At 58.9% G+C, this 26,051-nt stretch carries 24 protein-coding genes; 8 read left to right on the top strand and 16 right to left on the bottom strand.

The window, feature by feature from the left end; translation table 11 throughout:
• Positions 1 to 140 precede the first annotated feature (140 nt).
• Complete coding sequence (locus tag MF6394_RS24705) at positions 141 to 455, bottom strand: hypothetical protein (protein ID WP_047710581.1); 315 nt, start codon at positions 453 to 455, stop codon at positions 141 to 143.
• Positions 456 to 852: 397 nt separating this feature from the next.
• On the opposite strand from MF6394_RS24705, the gene cyoA reads away from it, so the two are divergent.
• The 4 genes from cyoA to cyoD are packed head-to-tail and all read left to right on the top strand — an operon-like array spanning position 853 to position 4,710.
• A complete protein-coding gene (gene cyoA, locus MF6394_RS24700) occupies positions 853 to 1,776 on the top strand; it encodes a ubiquinol oxidase subunit II (RefSeq protein WP_078467751.1) in 924 nt (307 codons plus the stop codon).
• A 2-nt stretch (positions 1,777 to 1,778) separates the two neighbouring features.
• Positions 1,779 to 3,752, top strand: a complete 1,974-nt coding sequence (cyoB, locus tag MF6394_RS24695) for a cytochrome o ubiquinol oxidase subunit I (protein WP_078467750.1) — start codon at positions 1,779 to 1,781, stop codon at positions 3,750 to 3,752.
• 3 nt (positions 3,753 to 3,755) lie between these two features.
• Complete coding sequence (gene cyoC / locus MF6394_RS24690) at positions 3,756 to 4,370, top strand: cytochrome o ubiquinol oxidase subunit III (RefSeq protein WP_020303216.1); 615 nt, start codon at positions 3,756 to 3,758, stop codon at positions 4,368 to 4,370.
• A gap of 1 nt (position 4,371) precedes the next feature.
• Positions 4,372 to 4,710 carry a cytochrome o ubiquinol oxidase subunit IV gene (cyoD, locus tag MF6394_RS24685; protein WP_047710578.1) on the top strand — a complete coding sequence of 113 codons (339 nt, stop codon included), beginning with the start codon at positions 4,372 to 4,374 and terminating at the stop codon, positions 4,708 to 4,710.
• A 220-nt stretch (positions 4,711 to 4,930) separates the two neighbouring features.
• Here cyoD and MF6394_RS24680 read toward each other — a convergent pair whose 3' ends face one another.
• The 3 genes from MF6394_RS24680 to MF6394_RS24670 all read right to left on the bottom strand — a co-directional run bounded on the left by MF6394_RS24680 (position 4,931) and on the right by MF6394_RS24670 (position 7,901).
• Positions 4,931 to 6,508: a histidine kinase famiy protein gene (locus MF6394_RS24680; RefSeq protein ID WP_177345154.1), complete on the bottom strand. Its 1,578-nt coding sequence runs from the start codon at positions 6,506 to 6,508 to the stop codon at positions 4,931 to 4,933.
• Between the two features lie 111 nt (positions 6,509 to 6,619).
• Positions 6,620 to 7,504 carry a manganese catalase family protein gene (locus tag MF6394_RS24675; RefSeq protein ID WP_078467748.1) on the bottom strand — a complete coding sequence of 295 codons (885 nt, stop codon included), beginning with the start codon at positions 7,502 to 7,504 and terminating at the stop codon, positions 6,620 to 6,622.
• A 166-nt stretch (positions 7,505 to 7,670) separates the two neighbouring features.
• Complete coding sequence (locus MF6394_RS24670; RefSeq protein ID WP_003190458.1) at positions 7,671 to 7,901, bottom strand: hypothetical protein; 231 nt, start codon at positions 7,899 to 7,901, stop codon at positions 7,671 to 7,673.
• 319 nt (positions 7,902 to 8,220) lie between these two features.
• Here MF6394_RS24670 and MF6394_RS24665 point away from each other — a divergent pair, with 319 nt between their 5' ends.
• Positions 8,221 to 8,403, top strand: coding sequence for a general stress protein (locus MF6394_RS24665; protein ID WP_003190457.1), 183 nt, complete (start codon positions 8,221 to 8,223; stop codon positions 8,401 to 8,403).
• 68 nt (positions 8,404 to 8,471) lie between these two features.
• Here MF6394_RS24665 and MF6394_RS24660 read toward each other — a convergent pair whose 3' ends face one another.
• The 11 genes from MF6394_RS24660 to MF6394_RS24605 form a co-directional block, all read right to left on the bottom strand.
• Positions 8,472 to 9,596, bottom strand: coding sequence for a fimbrial protein (locus MF6394_RS24660; RefSeq protein ID WP_032892348.1), 1,125 nt, complete (start codon positions 9,594 to 9,596; stop codon positions 8,472 to 8,474).
• Positions 9,593 to 12,190 carry a fimbria/pilus outer membrane usher protein gene (locus MF6394_RS24655; protein WP_078467747.1) on the bottom strand — a complete coding sequence of 866 codons (2,598 nt, stop codon included), beginning with the start codon at positions 12,188 to 12,190 and terminating at the stop codon, positions 9,593 to 9,595. Before MF6394_RS24655 ends, MF6394_RS24660 begins: the two co-directional genes overlap by 4 nt.
• Before the next feature lie 33 nt (positions 12,191 to 12,223).
• Positions 12,224 to 12,970, bottom strand: coding sequence for a fimbrial biogenesis chaperone (locus MF6394_RS24650; RefSeq protein WP_032892349.1), 747 nt, complete (start codon positions 12,968 to 12,970; stop codon positions 12,224 to 12,226).
• A 71-nt stretch (positions 12,971 to 13,041) separates the two neighbouring features.
• Positions 13,042 to 13,590 carry a fimbrial protein gene (locus tag MF6394_RS24645; RefSeq protein ID WP_003190448.1) on the bottom strand — a complete coding sequence of 183 codons (549 nt, stop codon included), beginning with the start codon at positions 13,588 to 13,590 and terminating at the stop codon, positions 13,042 to 13,044.
• A 911-nt stretch (positions 13,591 to 14,501) separates the two neighbouring features.
• Entirely contained in the window at positions 14,502 to 16,838 is a 2,337-nt protein-coding gene (locus MF6394_RS24635; protein ID WP_078467745.1) for an ATP-binding protein, read from the bottom strand.
• Positions 16,835 to 19,195, bottom strand: a complete 2,361-nt coding sequence (locus MF6394_RS24630) for an ATP-binding protein (RefSeq protein ID WP_078467744.1) — start codon at positions 19,193 to 19,195, stop codon at positions 16,835 to 16,837. Before MF6394_RS24630 ends, MF6394_RS24635 begins: the two co-directional genes overlap by 4 nt.
• Before the next feature lie 29 nt (positions 19,196 to 19,224).
• On the bottom strand, positions 19,225 to 19,890 hold the full coding sequence (locus MF6394_RS24625) for a response regulator transcription factor (protein WP_044273267.1): 666 nt from the start codon (positions 19,888 to 19,890) through the stop codon (positions 19,225 to 19,227).
• 151 nt (positions 19,891 to 20,041) lie between these two features.
• Positions 20,042 to 20,707: a response regulator transcription factor gene (locus MF6394_RS24620; protein WP_032892352.1), complete on the bottom strand. Its 666-nt coding sequence runs from the start codon at positions 20,705 to 20,707 to the stop codon at positions 20,042 to 20,044.
• A 324-nt stretch (positions 20,708 to 21,031) separates the two neighbouring features.
• Positions 21,032 to 22,366, bottom strand: a complete 1,335-nt coding sequence (locus tag MF6394_RS24615) for an EAL domain-containing protein (RefSeq protein WP_078467743.1) — start codon at positions 22,364 to 22,366, stop codon at positions 21,032 to 21,034.
• A 137-nt stretch (positions 22,367 to 22,503) separates the two neighbouring features.
• Complete coding sequence (locus tag MF6394_RS24610; RefSeq protein ID WP_044273265.1) at positions 22,504 to 22,926, bottom strand: hypothetical protein; 423 nt, start codon at positions 22,924 to 22,926, stop codon at positions 22,504 to 22,506.
• Between the two features lie 20 nt (positions 22,927 to 22,946).
• Positions 22,947 to 24,161, bottom strand: coding sequence for an EAL domain-containing response regulator (locus tag MF6394_RS24605; RefSeq protein WP_078467742.1), 1,215 nt, complete (start codon positions 24,159 to 24,161; stop codon positions 22,947 to 22,949).
• Between the two features lie 236 nt (positions 24,162 to 24,397).
• On the opposite strand from MF6394_RS24605, the gene MF6394_RS24600 reads away from it, so the two are divergent.
• Entirely contained in the window at positions 24,398 to 24,652 is a 255-nt protein-coding gene (locus tag MF6394_RS24600) for a hypothetical protein (RefSeq protein ID WP_003190434.1), read from the top strand.
• Between the two features lie 5 nt (positions 24,653 to 24,657).
• Positions 24,658 to 24,936, top strand: a complete 279-nt coding sequence (locus MF6394_RS24595; protein WP_078467741.1) for a hypothetical protein — start codon at positions 24,658 to 24,660, stop codon at positions 24,934 to 24,936.
• Positions 24,937 to 24,953: 17 nt separating this feature from the next.
• On the opposite strand, the gene MF6394_RS24590 is transcribed toward MF6394_RS24595, so the two are convergent.
• Positions 24,954 to 25,454, bottom strand: a complete 501-nt coding sequence (locus MF6394_RS24590) for a CinA family protein (RefSeq protein WP_078467740.1) — start codon at positions 25,452 to 25,454, stop codon at positions 24,954 to 24,956.
• 122 nt (positions 25,455 to 25,576) lie between these two features.
• Between MF6394_RS24590 and MF6394_RS24585 the strand changes: the two genes are divergently transcribed.
• Positions 25,577 to 25,984, top strand: coding sequence for a low affinity iron permease family protein (locus MF6394_RS24585; RefSeq protein WP_069558776.1), 408 nt, complete (start codon positions 25,577 to 25,579; stop codon positions 25,982 to 25,984).
• Positions 25,985 to 26,051: the final 67 nt, after the last annotated feature.

Raw genomic sequence — 26,051 nt, 5'->3', positions numbered from 1 at the left:
GGCTGTAAGGCCGCCTTCGCGAGCAAGCCCGCTCCCACATTTGGATCGCGGGGCGCCAGGTGCAGAGGCGTCGGCTGGCAAGCCAGCCCCCACATTGGCAGCGCGGGGCGTCAGGTAGGTCTCGACTGCCGCCGCGCCACTCAATCGTCGTCGTGCAAGTGAGCATCAGCACAGGGCAGTCGACCGGACTCCCCCCCGGCAATCCGTTCCGCCTGATCAATGCCGCGTTTGAGCGCGTCGCGCACCGTCCATTCGGCACCCGGCAATTGCTTGGTACGTTCAACCACGCATTGCCCCGTCGCGGTGTAGACGCACAGCAGCACTTCAATATCGCTATCTTCCCGCTCCCGGGCCCTGACTTCGATATGGCAGCCGTTTTCAACCTCCTGGGTAAAGCACTCTTCGTCTAGTGCCTTGGCGGCCCAGGCCTCATAGGTTTTGCCACGCATGAACATAGCTCTTCTCCAAAACCGTTAGTGGGGTTCGCCATCAACTAACGACTGAACTTCTTAACCAGAATTCAGACTTTTTCCAAGGCCACCTCCATCATGCACCGATAAAAACCCTTTACCGCTTCGCCTGTTAAACCGTTCGTCAGGCGAGGAAACAAATTGTTAAACCAACCCACAGGACTTTATTCAAAATGTTCGGGAGCGCGGTGAAAAGCGCCCTGCAGAGCGGCAGCAAAAGCCAATAGAACCGGACAGTAGAAGCACTTTATCTACTGACGGCATCTTATTGCCGAATGTTTATCACCTGACGGCCCTTGGTGTTAATAAGCGCTTCGCTTAGTTAACACTTGAGCACTGATTCGGCACAGCAAAACGCAAGTTTCCAACACAGGAGCAAGGCATGAAACGAGCGATGGGTTATTGCCTAGTCACTATCACCAGCCTCTTCTTACTCACCAGTTGCAACCTGGTGGTCTTCAACCCCAAGGGGCAAGTAGCAACCGATGAGCGCGACCTGATTATTCTCGCTACGGGCCTGATGCTGCTGGTGGTCGTTCCGGTGATTGTGATGATGTTTGTCTTCGCCTACCGCTACCGCGCCACCAATAAAAAAGCCCGCTACTCCCCCCGCTGGGCCAGCTCGCACAAAATCGAGGCGGTGGTATGGGGCGTTCCCCTGCTGATCATCATCGTCCTGGGGTGGGTGACCTGGAAGACCACCCACGCACTCGATCCCTATCGCCCGCTGGAGTCAGACACTGCGCCCATCAACGTGCAGGTGGTGGCCACCGACTGGAAATGGCTGTTTATCTACCCTGACCTGGGCATCGCCAGCGTCAACGAGCTGGCCCTGCCGGTGCACACGCCGGTGAGTTTCACCGTCACCTCCGACGCGGCCATGACCTCGTTTTTTATTCCGGCCCTCGGCGGGCAGATCTACGCCATGGCCGGCATGCAGACCAAGTTGCACCTGATCGCCAACGAAACCGGTGAGTTCAGAGGGATTGCCGCCAACTACAACGGCCCCGGTTTTTCCGACATGCATTTCACCACGCTGTCCCTGAGCACTGCCGACTTTCAAACCTGGGTGACAAAGGTCAAGGGCGCGGCCACGCCTCTGGACCACAGCACTTACGCGCAATTGGCCAAGCCCACCCTCAAGCACCCGGTGACCTATTACTCGGCGGTACAGGAGCGCTTGTTCCTGGACATCGTCGATAAATACGAGGGCATGAACAAGGCCAATAAACCCCGGCGCTCGCCCTTGAGCGACGCGGCACAACGCACCGATCAACACCCAAGTCTGCTGGCTGAGGAGCGGTAACCATGTTCGGAAAACTGTCGTGGGACGCGATCCCAACCACTGAACCCATTGTGATGTACACCCTGGCCATCGTCGGCCTGATCGGGGTGGCGCTGGTGGGCTCGATCACCTGGAAACGCAAGTGGGGCTATTTGTGGCGCGAGTGGTTCACCTCGGTAGACCACAAGAAGATCGGTTGCATGTACATCATCGTCGCGTTGGTGATGCTGCTGCGCGGGTTCTCCGATGCGATCATGATGCGCACCCAGCAAGCCATGGCCGCCAGCGGCGGGCCGGGTTACCTGCCGCCGGAACATTACGACCAGATCTTCACCGCCCACGGTGTGATCATGATCTTCTTCATGGCCATGCCCTTCGTGGTCGGCTTGATGAACATCGTCGTGCCGTTGCAGATCGGCGCTCGCGATGTGGCCTATCCGTTTCTCAACGCCCTGAGTTTCTGGCTGTTCGTGGTGGGTGCAGCGCTGGTGAACATTTCGCTGGGGGTGGGTGAGTTCGCGCGCACCGGTTGGGTGGCTTATCCGCCGTTATCCGAGCTGGGGTACAGCCCCGGTGTCGGCGTGGATTACTACATCTGGTCATTGCAGATATCCGGCATCGGCACGCTGCTCACGGGGGTGAATTTCTTCGTCACCATCCTGAAGATGCGCACCGAAGGCATGACGCTGTTCAAGATGCCGGTGTTCACCTGGAACGCGCTGTGCACCTCGGTGCTGATTCTGGCGGCCTTCCCGATCCTCACCGCCACCCTGCTGATGCTGACCCTGGACCGTTACCTGGGCATGCATTTCTTTACCAACGAGGCCGGCGGCAACCCGATGATGTACGTGAACCTCATCTGGACCTGGGGGCATCCGGAGGTGTACATCCTGATCCTGCCGGCGTTCGGGGTGTTCTCGGAGATCGCGGCCACGTTCAGCAGCAAACGGTTGTTCGGCTACGTGTCGCTGGTGTGGGCGACGATCGCGATCACCGTGTTGTCGTTCATCGTGTGGCTGCATCACTTTTTCACCATGGGCGCGGGCGGCAACGTCAACGCGTTTTTCGGCATCATGACCATGATCATCGCGGTGCCCACCGGGGTGAAAATCTTCACCTGGTTGTTCACCATGTACCGTGGCCGCGTGCGTTTCGAAACGCCCATGCTATGGACCCTGGGCTTTATCGTGACCTTCAGCATCGGCGGCATGACCGGGGTGCTGCTGGCGGTGCCGGGGGCCGACTTCCTTTTGCACAACAGCCTGTTTCTGATCGCGCACTTTCACAACGTGATCATCGGCGGCGCGGTGTTCGGCTACATGGCCGGCCTGACGTATTGGTTCCCCAAGGCGTTCGGTTTCCGCTTGAACGACAAGCTGGGGCGCATCGCCTTCTGGTGCTGGCTGGTGGGCTTTTATTTCGCGTTCATGCCCTCTTACGTGCTGGGCTTCATGGGCATGACGCGTCGCCTCAATCATTTCGACAACCCGGAGTGGCGGCCCTGGCTGCTGCTGGAGTTGGTGGGGGTGGCAATCATCCTCTGCGGTGTGGCGACGCAGGCCCTGCAACTGTTGGTGAGCATCCGCAACCGTCATCAATACCGCGACCTCACCGGCGACCCATGGGACGGGCGCACCCTGGAATGGGCCACCGCGTCCCCGCCGCCGCTGTACAACTTCGCCGAGCAGCCCAAGGTCAATGACCTGGACGCGTACTGGGGCATGAAGGAGCGCGGCGTCAGCACCCTCAGCCACACCGACTATCGCAGCATCCACATGCCGCGCAATACCGCGTCGGGCCTGGTGATCAGCCTGTTTGCGCTGGTCTGCAGCTTTGCGTTGGTGTGGCACATCTGGTGGATGGCGGCGTTCGGCCTGGTGGCCTCGGTGGTGGCGTTCGTGGTGCGCAGCTACGACGAAGACACCGATTACTTCGTGCCCGCGCAGGAAGTCGCGCGTATCGAAACGGCACGTCTCAAAGACCTGGCAGAGGCTTGACCCATGTCCAATATCGTTATGGAAAAAGACATCGCTCACACCCACGAACAAGGGCATGAAGACGCCGGTTCCCTGAGCCTGTTCGGGTTCTGGATCTACCTGATGACCGACTGCATCCTGTTCGCGACCTTGTTCGCCGGCTACGCCGTGTTGCGCGACAGCGTGGCGGGCGGGCCGTCGAGCATGGATATTTTCGAACTGCCCTATGTGCTGGCCGAAACCATGCTGCTGCTGTTGAGCAGTATCACCTACGGCTACGCCATGCTCGCCATGAACCACGGCAAACAACGCGATGTGTTGCGCTGGCTGGGGCTCACGTTCGTGCTGGGCGCGGGCTTTATCGCCATGGAGATCAACGAATTCCACCACTTGATCGCAGAAGGCTACGGGCCGGACCGCAGTGCCTTCCTGACGGCCTTCTTCACCCTCGTCGGCACCCACGGCGCGCACGTGTTGACTGGGCTGATCTGGATGGCGGTGCTGATGGTCCAGGTCAAGCAACGCGGCCTGACCAGCACCAACGCCACCCGGCTCAGTTGCCTGAGCCTGTTCTGGCACTTTTTGGACGTGGTGTGGATCTGCGTCTTTACCGTGGTCTATCTGTTGGGGGTGGTGTGACATGTACAAGCAAAGCTCGCTTCACAGCAGTGCCGGTACCAGCCATGGCAGCAGCCGCTCCTACCTGGTCGGGTTCCTGGTATCGGTCCTGCTCACCCTGGTCCCGTTCGGCCTGGTGATGTTCCCCTCACTGCCCCGCACCGTCACCGCCTGGTTGGTAGTGGCGTTGGGCGCGATACAAATCATGGTCCACCTCAAGTTCTTCCTGCACCTGGACACGGCCGAAGAACAACGCTGGAACCTGATTGCGCTGATTTTCTCGGCGGTCATCATTCTTCTGTTGGTAGGGCTTTCGTTATGGATCATGGACAGTATTCATCACAACATGCTGGCGCACTGAAGCACACTGTGTGGGAGGGCGCTCGGGGAATGCACGATTATGATCGGGGGCAAGCCCTAATGCCACTCGGCTAAGCGAACGCAATGCTCAAAGCGACGAAGATCCAATGTGGGAGCTGGCTTGCCTGCGAAAGCGGTCGTGCTGTAACAGATGCATTGACTGACACACCGCCTTCGCGGGCAAGCCCGCTCCCACATTTGGAGCGCATTGGCCTGCTCGATCAGGCATCGAGCACCGCCCGGATTTTGCGCGGCAGGTCAGCGGGTTGATACGGCTTGGGAATCAGCTCGAATTCCTGCACCTGTATATCCGCGCGCGCCAGCGCGTCTTTCGCATAGCCGGTGGTCAGCAGGATCCTGATGTGCGGATACAAGCGCGACACCTCCCGCGCCAGTGCCGCGCCATTCATCACGCCGGGCATGATCAAGTCACTGAACACCAGGTCATACGTCGCCTGCTTGAGCATGCCCAATGCCTCGGCGGCATTGTGGGCGATGGCCGTGTGGTAACCGTAGTCAGAGAGAATCACCTGCGCCAACTCGGCCACCTCGGGCCGGTCTTCCACGATCAGGATGCGCTCGCTACCTTGCGGTGAGGTGGCCGTGGGTGTCTGCTCAACCCACAGCTGGCTGTCATCGGCCGGAAAGTACAAGCGTATCGTCGTACCGATACCCGGGTCGGAATGAATCCGCGCCGTGCCGCCCGATTGCTTGACGAAGCCGTACACCATCGACAACCCCAGGCCCGAGCCCTGGCCTTCTTCCTTGGTGGTGAAGAACGGCTGCATGACTTTGTCCTGAATGCCTGCGTCGATACCGTTGCCGTTATCCGAGACCGAAATGCTCACGTAACAGCCCTCGGCCAACCCCTCACGCTCGGCATCGATATCGCCGGGCACTTGGACGTTGCAGGTCTTGACGGTGACCGACGGATCAGCACGCCCGAGCAAAGCGTCCTGGGCATTCGACAATAAATGCTGCACCGCCAGCTCCGCCTGGACCGGGTCGATGCGGCAGTTCCACAAATCGTCGGCAAGCTCCACCTGCAACGCGACGCCCCGCAGCGCACGGGCCATGAAGTCCGGGCGGCCGAGCAAGCTGTTCAAGTTGATCACCCGGCTGTCGAGCCGCTGCTTGCGCGAAAACGCCAGCAACTGCTGGGTCAGGGTTTGCGCTTTTTCCGCCGCCGCCCTGGCACGGCTGGCACTGTTGACGATGCGCTGCGGATCGCTGCCGGGGCGCTTGGCGCTCTGCTGGATCAAGTCGAGATAACCCATCATCACTTGCAGCAGGTTATTGAAGTCATGAGCGATGCCACCGGTCAGTTGCCCCAGCGCTTCCAAGTCTTGTGCGCGACGCACGCGCTGCTCAGCGTCGTGGCGCCGGCTCACGTCCAGCTGCGAGGCGAAAAAATACACCAGTTGCCCACGTTCGTTGAACAACGGCGAAATGAACAGCTCGTTCCAGAAGGTCGAGCCGTCCTTGCGGTAATTGAGCACCTCGACACAGGCCTCATGGTGCCGCTCAACTGCGCGTTGCACCTGGTGCAGCGCGTTTTTGTCGGTTTGGGGCCCCTGCAGGAACCGGCAATTGCGGCCAATCACTTCGTCCAGCTCAAAGCCTGTCAGGGTCAGGAACGCCTGGTTGGCAAAGATGATCGGGTTATCCGGCCCGGCGGGGTCGGTCACGATCATTGCGCTGTGGCTGGCTTGCATGGCCGCAAAGAACAGGTCTTTGCGGCTGGCAGACAGCATCGCCAATTCCATACCCTCGACCACAGGCTTCTTCTTTGTCGCCAAGGTTCACCTCCAGATACGTGGTATGTGTTCCATGGACCGTGAAAATGCTGCGCAGTGCCATCAAAGGGCGCGGCGCCCGTGATTGGGCGCCGCGCGACCGTACAGCCTGGGTCATGGCTCAGGTTTTGGCTGCAGCCCCCTGCCCAGGTCAGCGCCGGTGGTGGGGTCGCTGGTGGGGTCCGAGAGCGTGCGGATTTTCATCGCGCTCAGCACCGCTTCCTCGTCGGCGTCCAACTGCACGCTGGCGGTGCCGTCACCGCCATCGACCGCCGGTTGTGGGTTTTCCACGAACGCCCAACCATCACCTTGGTTCCAGGGCCCGCGCAGGTTTTCCGCACCTTGGGACATGTTGAAGTACACCTGGGTGAACTCCGGCTTGCCCGGCAACTTGCCTTGGGGGAAATTCGGTTGAATGGCATGCAGCGCTTTTTCGAAGGATATCTGGTGAGCGATTTCCCGCGTCATCAAAAACCCCAGCGCATCTTTTACTCCCGGGTCATCGGTGACGTTCATCAGCCGCTCATAGACGATTTTGGCCCGGGCTTCGGCGGCGATGTTCGAGCGCATGTCTGCGGTGGGTTCACCAATGGTGTCGATGTAGGCGGCAGTCCACGGCACACCGGCAGAGTTGGTCAGCGGCGAGCCCGCCCCGTACAGCAGGCTGGTGATGTGCGAGTCATTGCCGGCGCCATTGAGGGCACGATACAACTCGCCCTCCTCTTCCACGCCTTCGGCCATCCGCCCCTTGGCGCCCTTGTTGAGCATCACGATGATGGAGCCGACGATCTCCAGATGGCTGAGTTCTTCGGTGGCGATGTCCATCAGCAAATCTTTGCGCCCCGGGTCGTCTTCCGCCAAGGCTTGGGTGAAGTAACGGGACGCGGCGGCCAACTCACCTTGAGCGCCGCCAAACTGCTCGAGCAAAAGGTTGGCCAGGCCCGGGTTGGGCTCGGCGACACGGACGGTGTATTGAAGTCGCTTGTTATGTAGAAACATGAACAAATCTCCTCAGGCTTACGGAAAAAGGCGCCCCTGCTGGAATACGCGCCTACCTTGCATGGGAAGTGGCCTGCGCTTTAAAAATTTCAAAATAAACCGGCGCTTCATGACCAGCGGTAATGCGCTGCAGGCCAAGCGAAACGGCGTTTGCCGCGCAGTTTTCTCAGTCGGCACCGTGGTTTTCCGACTCGGGCACGACGTCGATGCCGGGCGTACCGCTGGCGGGTTTGATGCTGGCGTCAGCGGGTGTCGCGGCGCTGTCGGGATGGTCCCAATCGGTGGTCGCGTTGGGGTCTTCGTCGCGCCCGGCAGTGCCAATCACGCAACCGTCTTCATTGGGTGCGTCTGGTTGCTCAAGCGGCCGGTACTGTGGGTTGGATGGGTTGTGCTTCATGGCTGAAATGCTCCCGTTCACAGGTTAGGAACTCGTTGGAACGACGCCTTTTTTTGGAGTGCGACGAAAAAGACGAATGGCGGGACCGTTAACTAAGCCAGCAGTTTCGATCTTATTAATACCGAAGCGCTGACCGGCCATAAAAGTTATACGAAGCGGCGTATCAACCAAGTTCCTGTATAACTTTTTCAGCGAAATTACCGTTCGTCGCCGGTTAGAAAAATCGGTAAAACATTTCCCAAACAGCCAATATCGGAATAAGTGTCCGTTGCGAAACGGCCAACTAACGAAACGCTAACTTAGCGATTGGAGAACTATCATGACTACAGGTAATAAAAACCCGGGCAACTTTGCCAATGATCGCGAAAAAGCCTCCGAAGCGGGTAAAAAAGGCGGCCAGGCGTCGGGCGGCAACTTCGCCAACGACCGTGAAAAAGCCTCGGAAGCCGGCCGTAAAGGTGGGCAGCACAGCCATGGCGGCGGTCGGAAGTCGGGTTCTTGAGTAACGGTGGGAGGGGCAGCCTGGCTGCCCCTTCAAACCAAACGCGCAGAACATAAGTGACATATTCATCACTGATAAATAATCGTAAACGTCGCCGACGCATTGGCCGGGCCTGGCGTGACTCGGTTGGCGGTTTGCAGATAACGGGCACGCAAGCGGATGTTGTAGCTGGACTCGAAGGACAGTGGGTTAATACCGCTGGCCCGATTCATCCCCAGGGGTACCGGGGTACTGTCTAGTGTCGCTACTTGGATGCCGACTCCGCTTGCGGCAGGCGAATTACCTGTGCCTGTGGGATCAATGCTCAGCACGCCCGTACTGGCATTGATCGCCGGGCGCGAGGAGTCGATGCGAAATTGCAGGGTGTTACCCGCTAGGGTTCCGCCGGAGCCAACGCCGGTGGGTGAATTACCACTTTGCGAAAGCCAGCCAGGTCCGGTGGTGGAATAGGTGCCATGGAACGCCGGGCAATCATTCAAGTTGATGGAAAAATCTGTCCACCCTGTGGCGCTGTTAAGCCCGGTGAACTTATTGGTCAAGTGCGTCCCCATCGGCACTGAAACATCCGGCGTACTGCAGGTGCGCGAGACAATCTGGATACTGCCGGAGATGCCCATCCTGAAACCCTGCATCCTGGCATCGCCGAAGTTGCCAAACAGGCTCACGACCGGCAATGAGCTGCCCGCCAATACACCTGGCGTTACTTCCCCTAGTTTGATCAGTATCAATTCGAAGTTCGAAGGTCCATCAAACGGAATCAGGCAGCGAGAGCCCGATGTGCAGGCAGTCCAGGATTTGTTGGTTTGCCTGGGCAGCACGCCGCCGAGACTATTGATAACCACCCCCAGCCCTGGAATTCGGGTTCTGTAGACCTTGTTGGCATAGGGGCCGCTGGACCAATTGGCTAAGCCAGAAGTCGCCTCGACCGTCAACTCGGTCCACTGTTGAAACGGAGCAAACCGGCAGTCCAGCTCGGGTGCCTGGCCCAAGGCCATGCTGAAGCGCTGTCGATAGACTTCGGCGCCCACCGGCACATCACGTCCGACGGTAATCGCCGAGACCTGCAATGGCATGTTGCCCACTGCGGCCTGGATACCGTTGTTATATGTACAGGTCACTGCCATGGCCGTATCGGCCATCGCCCAAAGTGCCGCCAGCGCTAGGCTGGGTTTGATCAAAGCGCCCATGTTCATAACGGTACCTTTTGCATGTTGTTGGGCGGCGTGCTGCCCGCGACCTGTTTGCCGGCGGCGCAAATAGCGTCCACCTGCTGCAATTGCTGGCCCTCGCCGGGGCCGGGAGGAATCATCAGGGCACACTGTTGATGGGTCTTGCTGCCCCAGTTGATCAACAACTGGCGGGTTTCTGGCTTGATCCGGGCATAGAGCAGACCGCCCTGCCCGACCATCCCCACCGAGGCGCCTTCGCCGTCGGTCACGCCTGCGCCAAATGGCAAGCTGCTGCCATCGTCCAGGCGCACATTGAGCAGCACCGCACGGCCCTGATTAGTGGTGTATTTAAGATGCACCACGGCACCGGCGCGTGGGGCGACTTGTTGGCTGGTCTCGTTGAGTTCGACATCCAGCGAACTGCCAATCGGGTCGATGGCCACCTCGTTCAGCTCATAAGGCCGTAGGTACGGCACCACGGCATTGCCGCGACTGTCGAGCGTGAGGCCGGGGTATCCCGAAACCTTGGCGCCCGCGGCACCCGGCGCACTGACCACCGCCATGGTTTCGCCGCGGTACGGCGTCATGGTCACACCCTCGGCGTGGGCCACCACGGTGCCGCTGGCGCCCATCGAGGCACTGGTATAGCCATCGCCACGCCCCAGTGCCGCACTGAGCATGGCTCGCCCACCCGTGTACTGACCGTTAAGCGCGGCGCTCTTGCTGTGGTTGGCGCCGTCATGGCCGAAATTGGCGCTATAGCCATATTGACGGTCTTGGCCGGCGGTGCCGCTGATACCGGCCTGCTCACTGTAATTGCCTTGGGTATCGCGGCCCACCTGCGCGGTTATTTGCGGAGTGTTACCCGACGCGCCGAAATCCAGGGGCATGCTCATGGTCAGCAAAAAGCTGTTCTCCATGTCGCCCAGCCCCATGCGGCTGCGGTTGGCATTCACACTGAAGCTGACGCGGTTGAACTGCTTGCTGTAGCTGAACTGGTACTGCACATCACTGCCCGGCTGATTCCAGTAGTTTTGCGCATAACCGCTGATGGAGACTTGCCCCCAAGCCCCAAGGTTCTGGTCGGCGGTCACCGAAAAACGACTGCGCGGGCGACCGAACATGCTCGAATCCCAGCCATTTTTCTCGGCATCCAGCAGTTGGATGGCGTTGCTGAAATCCAGGTAGTCCTGAGTGGAAAACCGATAGGCTGCCAGCGAGAAGTTACTGCCGGTACTGAGCACATTCTTGCTGTACGACACCCGCATGCTCTGGCCCTTGGCAGCGCCGCCGGCCAGGTCGGTCTGGGCGTGCGTGATGTCCACGGCCATCGCACCGATGGGTGTGCCGAACGCCAGGCCGGTGAGCACCGCCGTGTAGTCATCGCTCGATTGCAGGCCGGCAAAACCGGTGAAGGTATTGTTCAAGCCGTACTGCACAGTCCCTTGCAGCAGGCGCGCCTGATCGTCGACGAAGTTGTTGCGGGTTTCACCCGCGGTGAGGCTGAACCGCGAGGTGCCGGGGCGTAGCAACTGGCTGACCGAGGCGTAGGGCACGATAAAGTTCTGCTCAGTGCCGTCGGCTTCGGCCACGCTCACGCTGAGGTCGCCACCATAGCCGGTGGAGTACAGGTCATCGATCACAAACGCGCCGGGCGCCACGGTGGTTTCCAGCAAGATATTGCCGGCCTGGCGAATGGTTACCCGCGCATTGGTGCGGGCAATACCCCGGATGACCGGCGCATACCCGCGCATCGAATCAGGCAGCATGCGGTCGTCAGTGGACAGTTGCACGCCACGGTAGGACAAGGTGTCGAAGATCTCGCCGGTGGTGTTGGACTCACCCACCGTCAGTTGGCTTTTCAACGCGGTGATATCACGCTGAGCGTATGTGTCCAGAGCCTGATACCGGCTGCCCAAACGTGACTGCCAGCTCATGGACGCGTTGTGGCGCAGGCGCCAGTCCCCCAGGTTCAGGCCCGCGTTGAGGCCCATGAACGCCGAATCGGAGTTGCCACTGCGGGTGCGGTTACGATTGGCGTTGAAGTTGTAGCTGAGCATGGCGGCCGTCACGCCACGGTCCCACAACTGCGGGCTGACGTAACCCCGCGCATTACGCTTGAGCGCCACCTGGGGAATGCTCAGGTCCAGCGCCTGGTTCTCTGGGGAGAAGTTCGCGGTAGCGCCAGGGATTACCTGCCACACTGCCGGGCACGCCTGACTGTCGAGCATCGTGCTGGCCTCGAGCGTAAGGCTGGCCATTTGCACCCCCTGGCGCTCAAGCAAGCCACGATTCATACACACCACCGGCTTGCTGCCGTCGGCCTGGGCGTCAATGCGAATATCCTGCCGGTTGTTCAGTTGCCCGTTGAGGATGATGTCGGCTCGGTATTGGCCTGGCATCACCGGGTTGCCGGCCTGGTAGGCACTCAGGTCAAGATTGCGCGAGTCTTCGGGCAGGAAGGCGTCATTGAACTGCACTTCTTGCGCCAACGCGCCTTGCATGCTCCACACGCCTGGAGCAATGGCCAATGCCTTGAGGATCAGGGCAGTGAGCGGATTCAAGGCGAAGCGAGGCCGCGCCCGCAGAAAAAGCCTGGAGCAAGAAAAGGTCGACATAGATGACTCGCGGGTAAAAACGTCAGGAATGGATCAGGGCTGCAGCGTGTTGCGGGTCGGGACCAACGCGCCGTAATCGTTGATGGCGCTGAACTCCACTTGTGCCTGGCTCGACGGCATGGCCTTGAGCGTGGGCAGCGCGAACTGCCGGGTTTCCCCAGGGCCGACCATGCCGTCCTCACTGCGATAGCGTTGGTTACCCGCCACCAGGTCCAACTCGATCAGCGAGACGTGGAACGCCGACGGGTTGTACGCCTTCAGCGCCAGGCCTTGGCCATCGCGTGCCGTAACCAATTGCCACTGCACCTGCTCAACCGCCTCATTGGGATTTCCAGGCAAGCCAACCGGGCGATAGAACAGCTTGATGCGCGAACGGAAAGCCATTTGCAGCGTATTGAGGTCTGCACCCGCCTCGGGTTTGGGCGGGATTTCGAGAACGTTGAGCCAGAACACCGACTCTTTGTCCTGCGCCAAAGGCGCGCCGGTAAAGAGCACTCGCAAGCTTTGGCCCTTGGTCGGGTCAATGCGCGCCACCGGGGGCGACAGCAGGAACGGCGCCTTGGAGCTGGTGGGTGTCGATTCGACGCTGCCGGTGTCGATCCATGATTGGACCAGTGCGGGCAACGTGCCGTTATTGTTCAGTTTTACGGTGATTTCTTTCTGGTCCGCCGGATAGACCAGGCGCGTACCGGTAATCACCACTGCAGCGAATGCATGGGAACACATCAGTGTGGCCAGGCCGATCAGCAGCAGTGGTTTGAATGCACGTGTGCACGACATAGAGCAATCCCTTTACCGTCTGGATGCACGCCCTTCAATACCGAGCAGGGCGTGTGTCCAAAGCCTGCGACTTACTGATAATTGATGGAGTAAGTCACGGAGCCCACAACGGTGCCCGGCGTGGTAGCCGACTGGGCGTAGTACTGAACGGCGTACGGCAGCACAGCGGTCAGGGCAGTTGGGTCAACAGTTACGCGGCTGGTGGAGGTAACCTGAGACGTGTTGCCGGCCTTGATCGCGTTGCCATTGGTGGCATCCACCAACTGCAGTTGGACCTTGGTGGCTGAACCGCTGATGTTCTTCACATTACCGCTGGCCGGATCCACGCCACCGCCCGACTCAAAGAACGCCGCCGCGGTTTTGATCGCAGCAGAGCACTTGCTCAGTTCGATGTTGAAACCGGTCTGGCCAGCTACTTGCCCGGCGGAAGCCAAGGAAGCGGTGGAAATGGTTGGCAAGGTGACGGTGGTCGCGCCGGAAGCTGCTGCACCATTGACGGCCACTTGGCAGGTTTCGGCTTTCAGCTCACCGTTGAAATCAATTTTGCCGTCCGAAGCCATGGCAGCAGAAGAGACGGTGGCAGCGACCAGTACAGCGAGGGCGCGAGCTTTGTAATTCATGAGTAACTCCGAGAGCACGATAGACTTGATTAAGTTTTGAAGTTCCCTGGACGGGAAATACTTCTGCGTTGTTGCGAAGTGAAGTGTAAGCAGCGCACTTAACTTTCAAAATAGGAGTGCTCTGAAAAACAAATAACCCGGGCAAATTACCTTATAAACAGGCGATTAAAATCAACAAACAAAGTCCCCCACCATAGTGGGCTGGCTTTAATAAGCCAACAGACAAAGCGTCTATAGGAGTGGTCCTAAAAGCGCGCCTGAACGGTATATTTAAATCCAGCTTATATAATGGGTCATCGTTATTCTGATCATCAGATGTTGACTGACCCACCGTTATCGCAGCCTAAGCATCTACACAACTTCGAGGTTAGGCTGGACCCGTGGCGGCCTGACAGCCGACGCTTATCTACCTGGCGCGCCGCAGTCCAAATGTGGGAGCTGGCTTGCCTGCGAAGGCGGCCTGACAGTCAACACAGTTGGATTGGGTACATATCCGTTCCTGCGGTAACGGCCACCTAGGGTTCCGCCCTGACGGCGGCTCACTTTTGAAAAGCGCAAAAGTAAGCAAAACGCTCTTGCCCCACCACTCGGCACCTCGCTTAGGCTCGGTGTGCCCGTAATCCGCCAGTGATTTGGGGGGCCGCCGCCACGCGCCATCCATGGCGCGGGGCGGCTAAACCGGCATCCCTGCCGGTTTACCCCCCAAATCCCTGTCGAATTCCGGCCAGCGTGGTTTAACGGGGCGCTTGAGATCAAGATCAAGGGCAGATCAAGAGCAAGAGCTACTCGCTTCGCATCGTGGTTACCGTCGATCGCTACAGAGTTGTGTAGATAGCTATGGCTATCGCAGGCAAGCCCCACCTGTGAAGCGGTGTTCAAACTGAACGACCGGGTACAACAGCGAGGCTATGCTAGCGCAGGCCTTTGCCCAGCAGCACGCTAAGGCGTTCGGCAATCTGCTGCGCGGGCCAGTCACGCTCATCGCGCAATAACCGTTCCAGGCTGTCGACAGTGCCCACCAAGTCGTCCCGCTCCAGCCCCAGCGCCGCCCCGTGCAGACGCTGAACTGCCTGCAACGCTTGGCTTCGCTCGCGCAAGGCCAGTGCCTCGATCAAGTCGTTAAAGGACGTGCGCAGGATATGCGACTCCTCCTCTGGCTCTTCCTTGGGCATAGCCGGCAGCGGACCTTGCGGCATGTCACACCAAAGCTCGATCATCTGCTGCAACTTGGCCGGGGTAACCGGCTTGACCAGCACCCCGTCGAGCCCCGCATCAAAACAACGCTCTAGGTGCTCGTTATCGCTGAAGCCCGCGACAGCTACAAGCGGACAATGGGCACGCTGCAGCACCTGCTCCAACTCACGAAAGGCGCCCGCCAGCGGCTCGATTTCACTGTTTGGCAAGTCGCAATCGATCAATACCATATCGACCCGTCGCACATTGAATAGCGTCAACCCTTGGGCGCCATCAACCGCCAGCAACACCCTACAACCCAGCGCTTGCAGGTGTGCAGGCAGTGTCTTTTGGCCGGTCACAGGCGCCTGCACCACCAACACGTGTACACCGTTACCCTCCACTTGGGCCTGCGCCGCTTCAGCCTGGGGTATATCCAGGGTCTTGGCCCACTCGACAGACAGTTTGACTTCAACCTCAGTACCCACGCCTTGGGTGCTGTTGAGGGTCAGCTCACCCGACATCAGCCTCACGAGGCGACGGCAAATCACCAGGCCAAGCCCGCTACCACCGGTACGTTTGTAAGAGTGCTTGGCCCGTGCATAGGGCCGAAACAGGCTGGCCTGCGCCTGCTGTGACAAGCCAATGCCGCTGTCGATGATGCGGATCAGCACGTGCGGCACAGGAACCTCTGGCCATTCAACCACCTTGAGCTGCACCTCCACCCCGCCTACCTCAGTGAACTTGACCGCATTGGAGATCAGGTTGCGCAGCACCTGACTCAAGCGCATGCCCTCCAGCATCAAGGGGCCGCTGGGGCGTTCACCACTCAATGTCAGCAGCAGGCCTTTTTCTTCGGCGCCGGCGCGATACTCCTCCACCACCTGCTCGACCAAGGCCCAGAGGTCCACAGGCTCCAGGGTCAGGCTCAGTTGCCCGGCCTCCATCCTGGAAATGTCCAGCACGTCATCCACCAGCCGCAGCAAGGTATTGGCGCCGCTGTTGGCCAATTGAGTGAAGTGGCGCTGCTGTTCGTCCAGCGGTGTGTGCTCCAACAACTCGATAGCCGCCAGCACCGCGTTCATCGGCGAACGCACTTCATGGCTGACCACCGCCAAAAACATCGCCTTTTCCCGCTCGCTCTGCACGGCCTGGCGGCGCTGACGACGGCTTTGCCAGGCGAACGCGATCAACAGCAGCACCACCGACAGCAACAGCCACAACTCACCCTGGAAATGCTCGGCGATGTCCTTGATCGTCGGAATATCCAGGTTCATGTCATCGAACCAGGCGTCATAGATCGCTTTGCGTTCATCGTTGCTGATGGACCCCAGCACTTTCTCCAGGATCGACAACAGGATCTCGTCGCTGTCACGCACCGCCATGCTCACGCCGGTGTGCAATTGCGGCACCACCCCGGATACTTGCAACACCCCCTGATACTGCCGGGAAAGATAGGGGATCAGTAACCATTCAGAGGCGATGGCGGCATCCGCCCGACCGTCCTTGACCATCGCCATGATGTCGACAGCGTTCTGGCCGGAGATCACCGTTATGCCGGGGACTTTCTGCTGCAAAAACGCCTGATACCCCTCGCGCCCCAACATCACCAAGCGTTTGCCGGCAAGTTGTTCCAGGTCCACGAATGGCTGTTGGCCAAAGCGGCTGACGAGGATGGTGGAACTGGTGTTGTAGGGCGTCGTATAGCGCATGCCCAGGTCCTTGACCGGATCGTCGTCGCGGCGCCGGGTCGGCAAGATATCCACCTCGCCGCTGATCAGCATGTCCTTGCGGGCGCTACGATTGCCGGTGACCACCGACTGGAAATGCAGGCCGGTACGCGCCGCAATCAAACCCAGGTACTTGGCCGATAGCCCACGCAACTGGCCGTCGCTGATGTACTCGAAGGGCAGCAGGTTGTCGAACACACCGACACGCAGCACGGGGTTGGCGGCGATCCAGTCACGCTCTTGCTGGGTCAAGGTCATCGACGGCGGGTCGGCCTGCGCATCGGCCAGGCCCGCGCTTGCCAGCAGCAACCACCCCAGCAGCAGGCGCAACCGTGCAACCCTCATGGTTGCGTCATCGGCGGCGGCGCGACCATGGCCAGCATGTCCAGCGGGGTCTCCTCGCTCACGGCACGCCAGTGCTGAACCAACGCCTGAAGCGTGTGCACGTAAACCGGGTTGCGCCAGCCCTCCTCTGCCCGCAACAGGTTCTCCAGGTGCGCGGCCGCCTGGGCCAGGGCCGGCCATTCGATGATCAGTGCCGCGCCGTGTAACCGATGGGCAACATGGATGGCCGAAGGGCGATCACAGAGCGCCATCGCCCTGAGCAGGCTGCCCAGGTCGGCCGCCATCTCACGGTTGATCGCGGCCTGATCAAGTCTCGGGGCCATTAAGCTGGCGCGCGGTGCCGCCAACGTGACGCCGCACCACTGCTCAATCACGTCACTCAACTGCCCCAAGCGTATGGGCTTGCTCAACGCCCCATCCATGCCCGCCGCCAGGCAGCGTTGAAGGTGCTGCTCGCCGGTCAAGGCGGAAATGGCAATGATCGGGCAGCGCGCCCGCCCCCATTGCTGTTCGAGCGCCCGCAGTTCGCAGACCAGGCTGTAGCCGTCCTGATCCGGCAAGTCGCAGTCCATCAGCACCAACGCGTAAGCGCTCTCAGCGAACCGCACGCGGGCCTGGGCCGCATCGGCGGCAATCACTGGTACACAGCCAAATCCGCTGATTTGCGCCCGCAGCACTTCCTGGTTGGCCAGGGTGTCTTCCACCACCAGCAGCTGCAAACCACCGGTGACATGCAAAGGCATTGGGGCCGGGGCTCGCGTCGGTTCAGCGGCCTCAGGGGCAAGGGTTGCGGGCAAGTACAGGTTGATACACGTCCCCACTCCCGGCTCGCTGCGCAGGGTCAGCGAGCCTTGCATCAAATCGACCAATTGCCGACATATCATCAGCCCCAGGCCGCTGCCTCCCGCACGCTTGTAGGACTGACTCGCCTGGGCATAAGGCCGGAACAAAGAGGCCTGCACCGCTTCGCCCATACCGATGCCGGTGTCGCGGACTTCAACCTGCAACTGATGCTTACCGTCCAGCAAGTCTTCCAGGCGCAGGGTGATGTCAACAGTGCCGGTATCGGTGAACTTGATGGCGTTAGACAACAGGTTATGAAACACCTGCGTCAGCCGCGAACGGTCAAGCCACAACGACGGCAGGGGTGTCTGCACGCTCACATTCAGACTCAAGTGTTTTTCCCCCGCACGCAGGCGATGCAAGCCCACTACGCCATGCACCAGCGCGATGACATCCGTCGCCTCAAGTGTCAGACGTAACGCCTTGGCCCCTGAATCCGGCCGGTGCAGCACATCATCGAGCAAGCGCACCAGCATATTGGCGCCGCTGTTGGCCAAGTGCGCGAAGTGGCGCTGCTGGTCATTGAGTCGGGTGTGCCACAGCAGCTCCATGGCCGCCAGCACGGCGTTCATTGGCGAGCGTATTTCGTGACCCATCACCGCCAGGAACATGGTTTTTTCCTGCTCGTTCCGCTCGGCCTGCCGCTGCTGGCGGTAACCGCGATAGACCAGCACACACAAGCCAATCAACGCCAACATGCCCAGGATCAAAAGATGCAAGTAATGGCTGGCGATGTCCCACAGGGTCGGCGCATCTACCTCCAGGTCCCGGTACCAATGCTCGTACATCGCATTCTGTTGTGAGGGGCTGATCGAGCCTAGGGCTTTGCCAATGATCGAGGCCAGCATGGCGTTATCGGTGCGCACCGCCATGTTCACATCCAACATGCTGCTGCCCACCACGCCAGAAATTTCCAGCACGCCCTGAAACTGTCGATACAAATAGGGCATCAAGAAGGCTTCGGAGGCCACGACTGCATCGGCACCACCGTCCCGGAGGGTGTTCAGCATGGCCAAGGCCTGGGGGCTTTTGATCAGAGTGGCTCGGGGTGCCCTTTTTCTGAGCAACTGCTCGTAATACTCCACATCGGGGATCACGACCGTTTTATCTTGTAGCTGGTCAAGGTCAAAAATATCGGCGTCGTCGACACGGGTCACGATGATCGGCACGGTAGTGTCGTAGACCAGCGCGGTAAGATCCTCGATAGGCGGCTCGTCACGAAAGCGAAAGTGCGAAGACAGCAGGTCTACCTGGCCATCCAACAGCATGCGCTCACGTGCAGCCCGGGTCTTGACCGGCACATAGGTGAACTCAAGCCCCGTGGCATCGCGCACATATTGCAGGTACTGCACCGGCCGCCCCTGCAGCACGCCATTACTCATGTACTCGAAGGGGACCAGGTTTTCCATCACCCCCACTCGAAGGACCGGATGCTGCGCTATCCACAGCCGCTCCTGCTCCGTCAGCTCAACCGGCGCCGCACAGGCAAGCGCGGCATCCAGCATCAGCAACATGAATAAGAGGGCACCCGGTCGCCATCGCCTCATGGTGAGCCGATGATTTTATTGAGCTTGAACAGTTCATTGTTCGAGGTGACCCCCAATTTGCGAAACGCTGAGGTTTTCTGGGTGCTGATGGTCTTGATGCTGCGATTGAATTTTTCTGCGATTTCACTCACGGTCATGCCCGCCAGATAGCAGCGGATCACCTCCTGCTCACGGCTGGTCAGCTCGGCCTGGACCAGGGCATCCGAGGCTTCGCTGGGGTCTTTGCGCGTCTCGCTGGTGACGGTTTCCGCCAGGCGATATGTCATGTCGGTGCTCAGGTACACCGCGCCGGAGACCACCTTGCGAATGGCCCTGACCACTTGCGTCATGTCCTCGCCCTTGCCAACAAAGCCACGGGCACCGACCCGCATGGCCAGAGCCACGGTAGCCGGGTCATGATGGGCGGACAACACCAGGATCTGGCAACTGGGAAACTTGACCCGCAAGGCGCGGATCAGCGATACGCCATCCATCTCGTCGGGGCTCAGGGAGAAATCCAGCAGCAGCAGGTCAGCCGGAGCGCTGACCAGGCCGGCGAGCAAGTCGCGGCTTTTTTCATAAATGCCAACCACGTCAAAGTTGGCCTCGGCCGCCAAGGTGTTGGCGAGCCCATGCCGAACAACAGCGTGGTCGTCCAATAGAGCAATGCGTACAGGTTTCATCGTATTCGAACCCACTTGGCCCCGCTTAGGTGGCGCGGTCAAACAACAGGGACAGCTATTACGGCACTTCAAAGAGTATATGCAACAACCGCCAAAGGGCACGCCCGCCTACCGCTGTTTTTGCGCGCGTCGGCGTGGCCTGCGTTTAGCGCTAAACACTCTCGATGATGTGCTTGATCCGAAACAGCTCGTTGTTGGACATCACGCCCAACTTGCGAAAAGCCGAGGCCTTTTGCGAACTGATGGTCTTGATACTGCGGCTGAATTTTTCAGCAATTTCGGTGATGGTCATGCCCGACAGGTAACAGCGGATCACCTCTTGCTCCCGCGCAGACAAGCTGACAAAACGCATCGCGTCATCGCGTGATTGCTCCTCACCGTCATAGTTGACCGCCGTGGCTTCGGCCACCCGATAGGCCATGTCAGCACTCAGGTAGACAGCGCCCGAGGCCACCAGCCGCACTGCGCTGATCAATTGGCTCATGTCTTCACCCTTGCCGATAAACCCACGGGCACCGACGCGCAGGGCAAGAATCACCGTGGCCGCGTCATGGTGAGTGGAAAACACCAGGATTCGGCAGCCCGGGTACTTTACCCGCAGAGCACGGATCAGCAGGATGCCATCCAGCTCATGAGGGCCGAGCACAAAATCGAGCAACAACACCTCGGCCGGGTGTGTCAGCAGGCCGGCCATCAACTCACGACTGCGAGCGTAGACCCCCACCACTTCAAAATCAGGTTCCTGTACCAACCGATTGACCAAACCATGCCGCACGATTGCATGATCATCCAGCAAAGCAATTTGTAGGCGTTTCATAAATGACGGAACACTCTGTATAGCGTGCAAAAAAATGGACAACAGCGCTGCCTCACTCTGAATAAGTTAAGGTCCTCTCAGACTCATCCATTTCATCAATTACATCCGTGCAACTGAACATCACACGCCACACGCTCACTCCCTATAACTTAACGCGCACAGGCTCACCATCGCAGTTAAAAAATGCGCCAATTCTTCACAATAACAACGGTATAAAACTTAATAGATCTGCGAAAAACTTAATATAAGAAAACTCCTAAAAACCAAGAGCTGACCTACACACATCAAGTTCCAATACTTACCTGCCCGCCAAACTTTACAGCCTCAGCCGTTCTTTTCCCGCTCAATCACAAAGTTCAAGAAGGCGTCTATTTCCATCGGGCGCGCCAGCGCATAGCCCTGCCCTACCCGGCAACCCAGGCGGTGCAGCAGGGGGATCGTGGACTCGTCCTCGATCCCCTCCGCCACCAGGCTCAGGTTAAGCAGACCTGCCCAGTTCACAATGCCTGCGATCACCTTGCGTGACGAGGCGTGCTGCTCGACACCGCGCACAAACGAGCCGTCGATTTTCATTTCATCAAACGACAGGTTCGCCAACAGCTTGAAAGTGGCTGCGCCGCTGCCGAAGTCATCCAGCGAAACCTGAAAACCCTTGGCGCGAATAGTCGTCAATGACGCCGAAAGATGCAGCTCATCCGGCTCCTGCACATCTTCGGTCAGTTCGACTTTCAGCAAGCGGCTCGGCAGATCTGCCTGGCGCATGCGCAAGGCCAGGCGCTCGGCAAAATTGGGGGTGCACAGGGTCTTGGCCGACGCATTCACCGCGATAGGGATCGTAATGTTTTCGCGCTTTAACGCTAGCATCACGCGCAGAGTCCACATCTCCACCAGGCTGAACAGCAACAGGTCCAGGCCGAGACGGTTGACCAGCGGCATCAACACCGCAGGCGGAATTTCACCAAAGCGCGGGTGCTTCCAGCGCACCAACGCCTCAGCGCCGACGATGCGCCGGCTCAGCAACTCGAACTGTGGCTGAAAGACAAAGCGCAATCCCTCGCCGGTGGTCAGGGCGTTGATGACTTCATCCTCAGCCAGCGACTCAAACGTCATGGCCTGCAGCTTGGGGTCCGGTTGAGCGAGGGTCAGCAGCACCGTGCGCAAGGCATCGCCCAGCTCCAGCGGGCCACCGTCACGCAAGATCTGCACGCTGATTCCCGCCGACTGCGCCAGGCGCGAATGGGATTCCAGTGCGCTGACGGCTACGCCGCCCATGTGCTTGACCCACAATTGCTTAGCGGGCGCTTCGCACGCCGGTGTAACTGTTGCTTCGATCAAATTTTCCTGCACATTCAGGGTGGTTTCGCCGGTCCAGAAAATACTCGGAAACTGCATTAACGTACCCGCGTCATGCAGTGCTTTGAGCACACTTGGCAACATCAAGCCATCGCCACACTCGGAGCGGATTTCGCACACAATGATGTCCACGCGGTGCTCGCTTAACCACGCCTGCAGCGCCTCCAGTGAGGCGACCGTGGCCAGCGGCGTGACCCCCATGCCACCCAACGCAGAGGCGAGGCGCAAGACACACGCAGGGTCGGTTGCCAACGTGATCACGCGCAGGGCGCTGAACTCGTTAGGCACGGCGGCATTTAAGATCATGACAAAGAATTTCCCGAGATTGTTTCAGCGAAAAAGCTTATCAGTGCCTAAAAAGAAGCAAATAGGAATGGGACTAAAAGCATAAAACTGAGGCGGTGGCGGGTCCCGCGAAAAGCGTGCAATAGCTCACATCAGGATTAATTGGATTCCAGCAACGGTCTGCCCGAGCGCTGTTTTATTTGCACATCCACCCGGTTCATGACGCGCGCCAGAATCGATCGGTCCGGAACACCGGAGGCAATAAAGCCGCAGCGTTGCGCCGTGACTGGATTATCGGGAAACGCTTGCAGGGTCACGCCCTGATAAATCAATGAATGCCTGACACACGCGTACTCCTCAAGCATTTGCTTAAACTGTGCGCCCGCCGCGTGCACGGTTTCTTCATTGATCACCAACAGATCGAATACATCTCTTGCGTTATCCAATAACGTAATCAACACCTTGAGGGAATCGACAGGCACAACGCGGTGGTATCCCAAATGGCCAAGGTCTTTTTCAATACTCATTCGCCGGGTGGCATCGCTATCTACCAACGCGATCCGCAAACGTGGATTGGACATAAAAGCCCTCCTGATTGACATCAAATATTGCTGCGCGAGTTCAACTGGGTCGCCAGCCAGGCCAACGCGCGCGCAGCGTTCATGGGACGAGCACATAGATAGCCCTGGGCCTCGTTGCATCCCAGCTTCAGTAATCCCAGGCGCTGGTTTTCGTTCTCGACGCCCTCCACCACCACTCGCATGCCCAGTGCCTCGCCCAGTGCCAATGTGCTACTGACCACGGCACGGTTGCGCGCACTGCTTTGAAGATCGCGGGTAAATGCGGCGTCCAGTTTGATTTCGGTAAACGGCAACTGGCACAGGCGCTCCAGCGAGGAATAGCCGGTGCCGAAGTCATCAATCGACAGGCCGGCACCCATCATGCGCAGTCGTATCAGGGTGTCGAGCACGGCGGGAGAAACTTCCAGCAGGCCGCATTCAGTGATTTCAAACGTCAGACGACACGCAGCAATGGCGTGGGATTGGAGTGAGTCGCAAAGACGCGGCAGTAATAAGCCATGACCGAGCTGGTCGGACTCCAGGTTAAACGCCAGCGATAGGAACTGCTCCTGCTCTGCCAACTGCTGCAAGAACTCAAGGCCTTGTTGCAACAGCGCGAAGAACAGTTCATCCAACGCGCCAACTTGAGCGAGCAGCGGCAAAAAATCTGCCGGATACAACAGGCCGTATTGTGGATGTTGCCAACGCGCCAGCACTTCAAAACCGCGCACCTGCCCCGTGCTCAAATTGAACTTGGGCTGGAAAAACGCCTTGAACTCATGCCTTGAAAAACCCCCAGCCACGCACGCCTTGCTCAAGAACCCAGACCGGCTGCTTCGGCGCGCCTGCTTTGTCGGCGCCCCAATCCTTTCCAGGTAGCGGCTGAGCATAGGCGCAATGGCGCTTGCTGGCACCGGGAAGTCCACATAACCCAATACACTGATGCCCAACAGGCCTGCCATGCGATCAATTGCATCGTGCAGGTCCGTGCCATGGGCGCTGAACATAATGAGCGCTTTAGCCAAGTGGCCACGGCCGAGCACTTCGATGGCCCTCAAGCCGTGTGCGCCCTCGTCCTTCAAGTTGCACAAGGCGATATCGACAGGCCCGGTACGCTCGAGCAACTCAACGGCCGCCGCGACATCGGCAACGGCGGCCACCTCTTCACACCCGACCTCCCGAAACACCTGGGTGGCAACAAGCCGCTTGAACGGGTGTTCTTCGATGACCAGAACACGAATAGGTAGGAAGGACATGGCAGAGCACACATAAGTGGGGATGTGCGAATTATCGGCAGACCTTCAGCCGGCGTATTTAGGAACGCTCCTAGAAAGGGCCAGAAATCTGTACGGCATTATCGAAAGCTAAAGCAATGCGAGCTCATCGGGACAAGGTAAAACACCGGCCTCCAAGCAGCCATTACCTTGCCAGTATTTACGCCAACTGATTCTGAGCTAGCCTTAACGCGCTGAGTCCTTTATGCGGTGAACTCATGGATACGTTAACGAAAGCCGAAATCGAAACGGCCCTTTCCGCTCGCCTTCCCAAGTGCGCGGTCAAGTGCGCGCTCAACCCGGACGGCAGCCTTTCAGTCACTGTAACGGCGCACGGTATGGACCAATTCACCATCGCCAACATCAACCGCGCCCACTACCACGGTGTTTCGGGGATCAACCGGCTTGTGCGGGAAATACGTGAAGAAATGGTCATCGCCAGGCAGTCTTTCTGGCTGTCATCGGTGGGGTAACAGATATGCCAGACGCTACTGACGCAACGCTGCAACCAGTCAACATTGAATACCTGCAAGACACGCTGTTCGGTGTGAACACGCTCGCCAGCGAGTGCATGGCGCAGCTTGTGCGCGCTGCGCCCGGTGTGCAGTTGCGGCTTGCGCCGCCATGGCCCGCGCAATTGCTGAAGGCCCACAGGATTAGCTTTGAATGGAACGGTCAGGCCTATCGTGGCGTGGTGCAGGCGGCTGAATCCTTGACCAACGGCGACTTGCTGATGGACATCGAACCGCAGCCGTAAACGCGCACTTGGCAGCACTAGGCGCGTTCACCCGCCATCGCCCGTTGGTGAAAATGCGGCAGCCATTTCAATGCATGAAGAGACGCGGCCAACTGCACCTGCTCACGAGAGCCCATGAAGCGTTCCTTGCGGCTGAACACACTCAGTGCCCCGCCGTTTCGATAAGCCCAGGCAAAACAGACAGTGCCTGGAGGAATGCCGTCCATCCCATCCGGCCCCAGCAGGCCAGTGGTGGCGACCGCCACATCAGCGGGGCTGTCGCACAGCGCGCCTTGGGCCATTTCCTGGGCGACCTCACAACTGGTGAGGTTGAACGTTTCGATGGTGTAAGGGCGTACGTTTAACAGGCGCTGTTTCGCCTCTGGCGAATACACCACGTACCCGCTTTCGATCCATGAACCGCTGCCGTCGACCTGTGAAAGCAAGGTGATGATCTTGCCTGCGGTACACGACTCCGCCGTCGTGATGACCAATTGATGGTGCTTGAGGTATTCAACGATAGAAGCAGCGACCGACATGCTGAACGCTCCTGTACAGAGGGGTGTTGCTGATTGATTTTTGTCAAAAAAATCGATTTGTAAAAAAGAATTTCGAAAATCTGCTGGGGTCTACAGAGGAACATCCCCCAGGAGACAGCACCATGAAGTTCGCGAAATTCTGCCAAAAACTCTCCAACCAGGCGGGCAGCTCAAAAACCTTTCTGACAGCCGTCAGCTTGATTGCTGTTTGGGCGCTCACCGGGCCTTATTTTCAATACAACGACACCTGGCAGTTAATCATCAACACCTCCACCACCATCATCACCTTCCTGATGGTGTTCCTGATCCAGAATACCCAGAACCGCGACAACGATATTCTTCATCTGAAACTGGACGAGCTGATTCGTGCCACCAAAGAAGCCCACAATGCGGCGTTGAGCCTGGATAAGCTCGGGTCGCGAGAGCTGCAGAAATTGCGCGAGCAATACAGCAAGTTGGGGCAGCCTAACGCGGTTGATGACAGCGGGCGGGAGGCGGATTCTTCCGGTGCTTCTAGTGGCCCAATCTGAGGCCTACATGGGTCTGCGTGCAGCGATCGATGGTAACCACGATGCGAAGCGAGCCGCTCTTGATCTT

This window comes from Pseudomonas sp. MF6394, assembly GCF_002018845.1.
GTDB classification, from domain to species: Bacteria; Pseudomonadota; Gammaproteobacteria; order Pseudomonadales; family Pseudomonadaceae; genus Aquipseudomonas; species Aquipseudomonas lactis.
The sequence above is the reverse complement of the archived record's forward strand: the minus strand, read 5'-3'. Positions and strand labels throughout refer to the sequence as shown.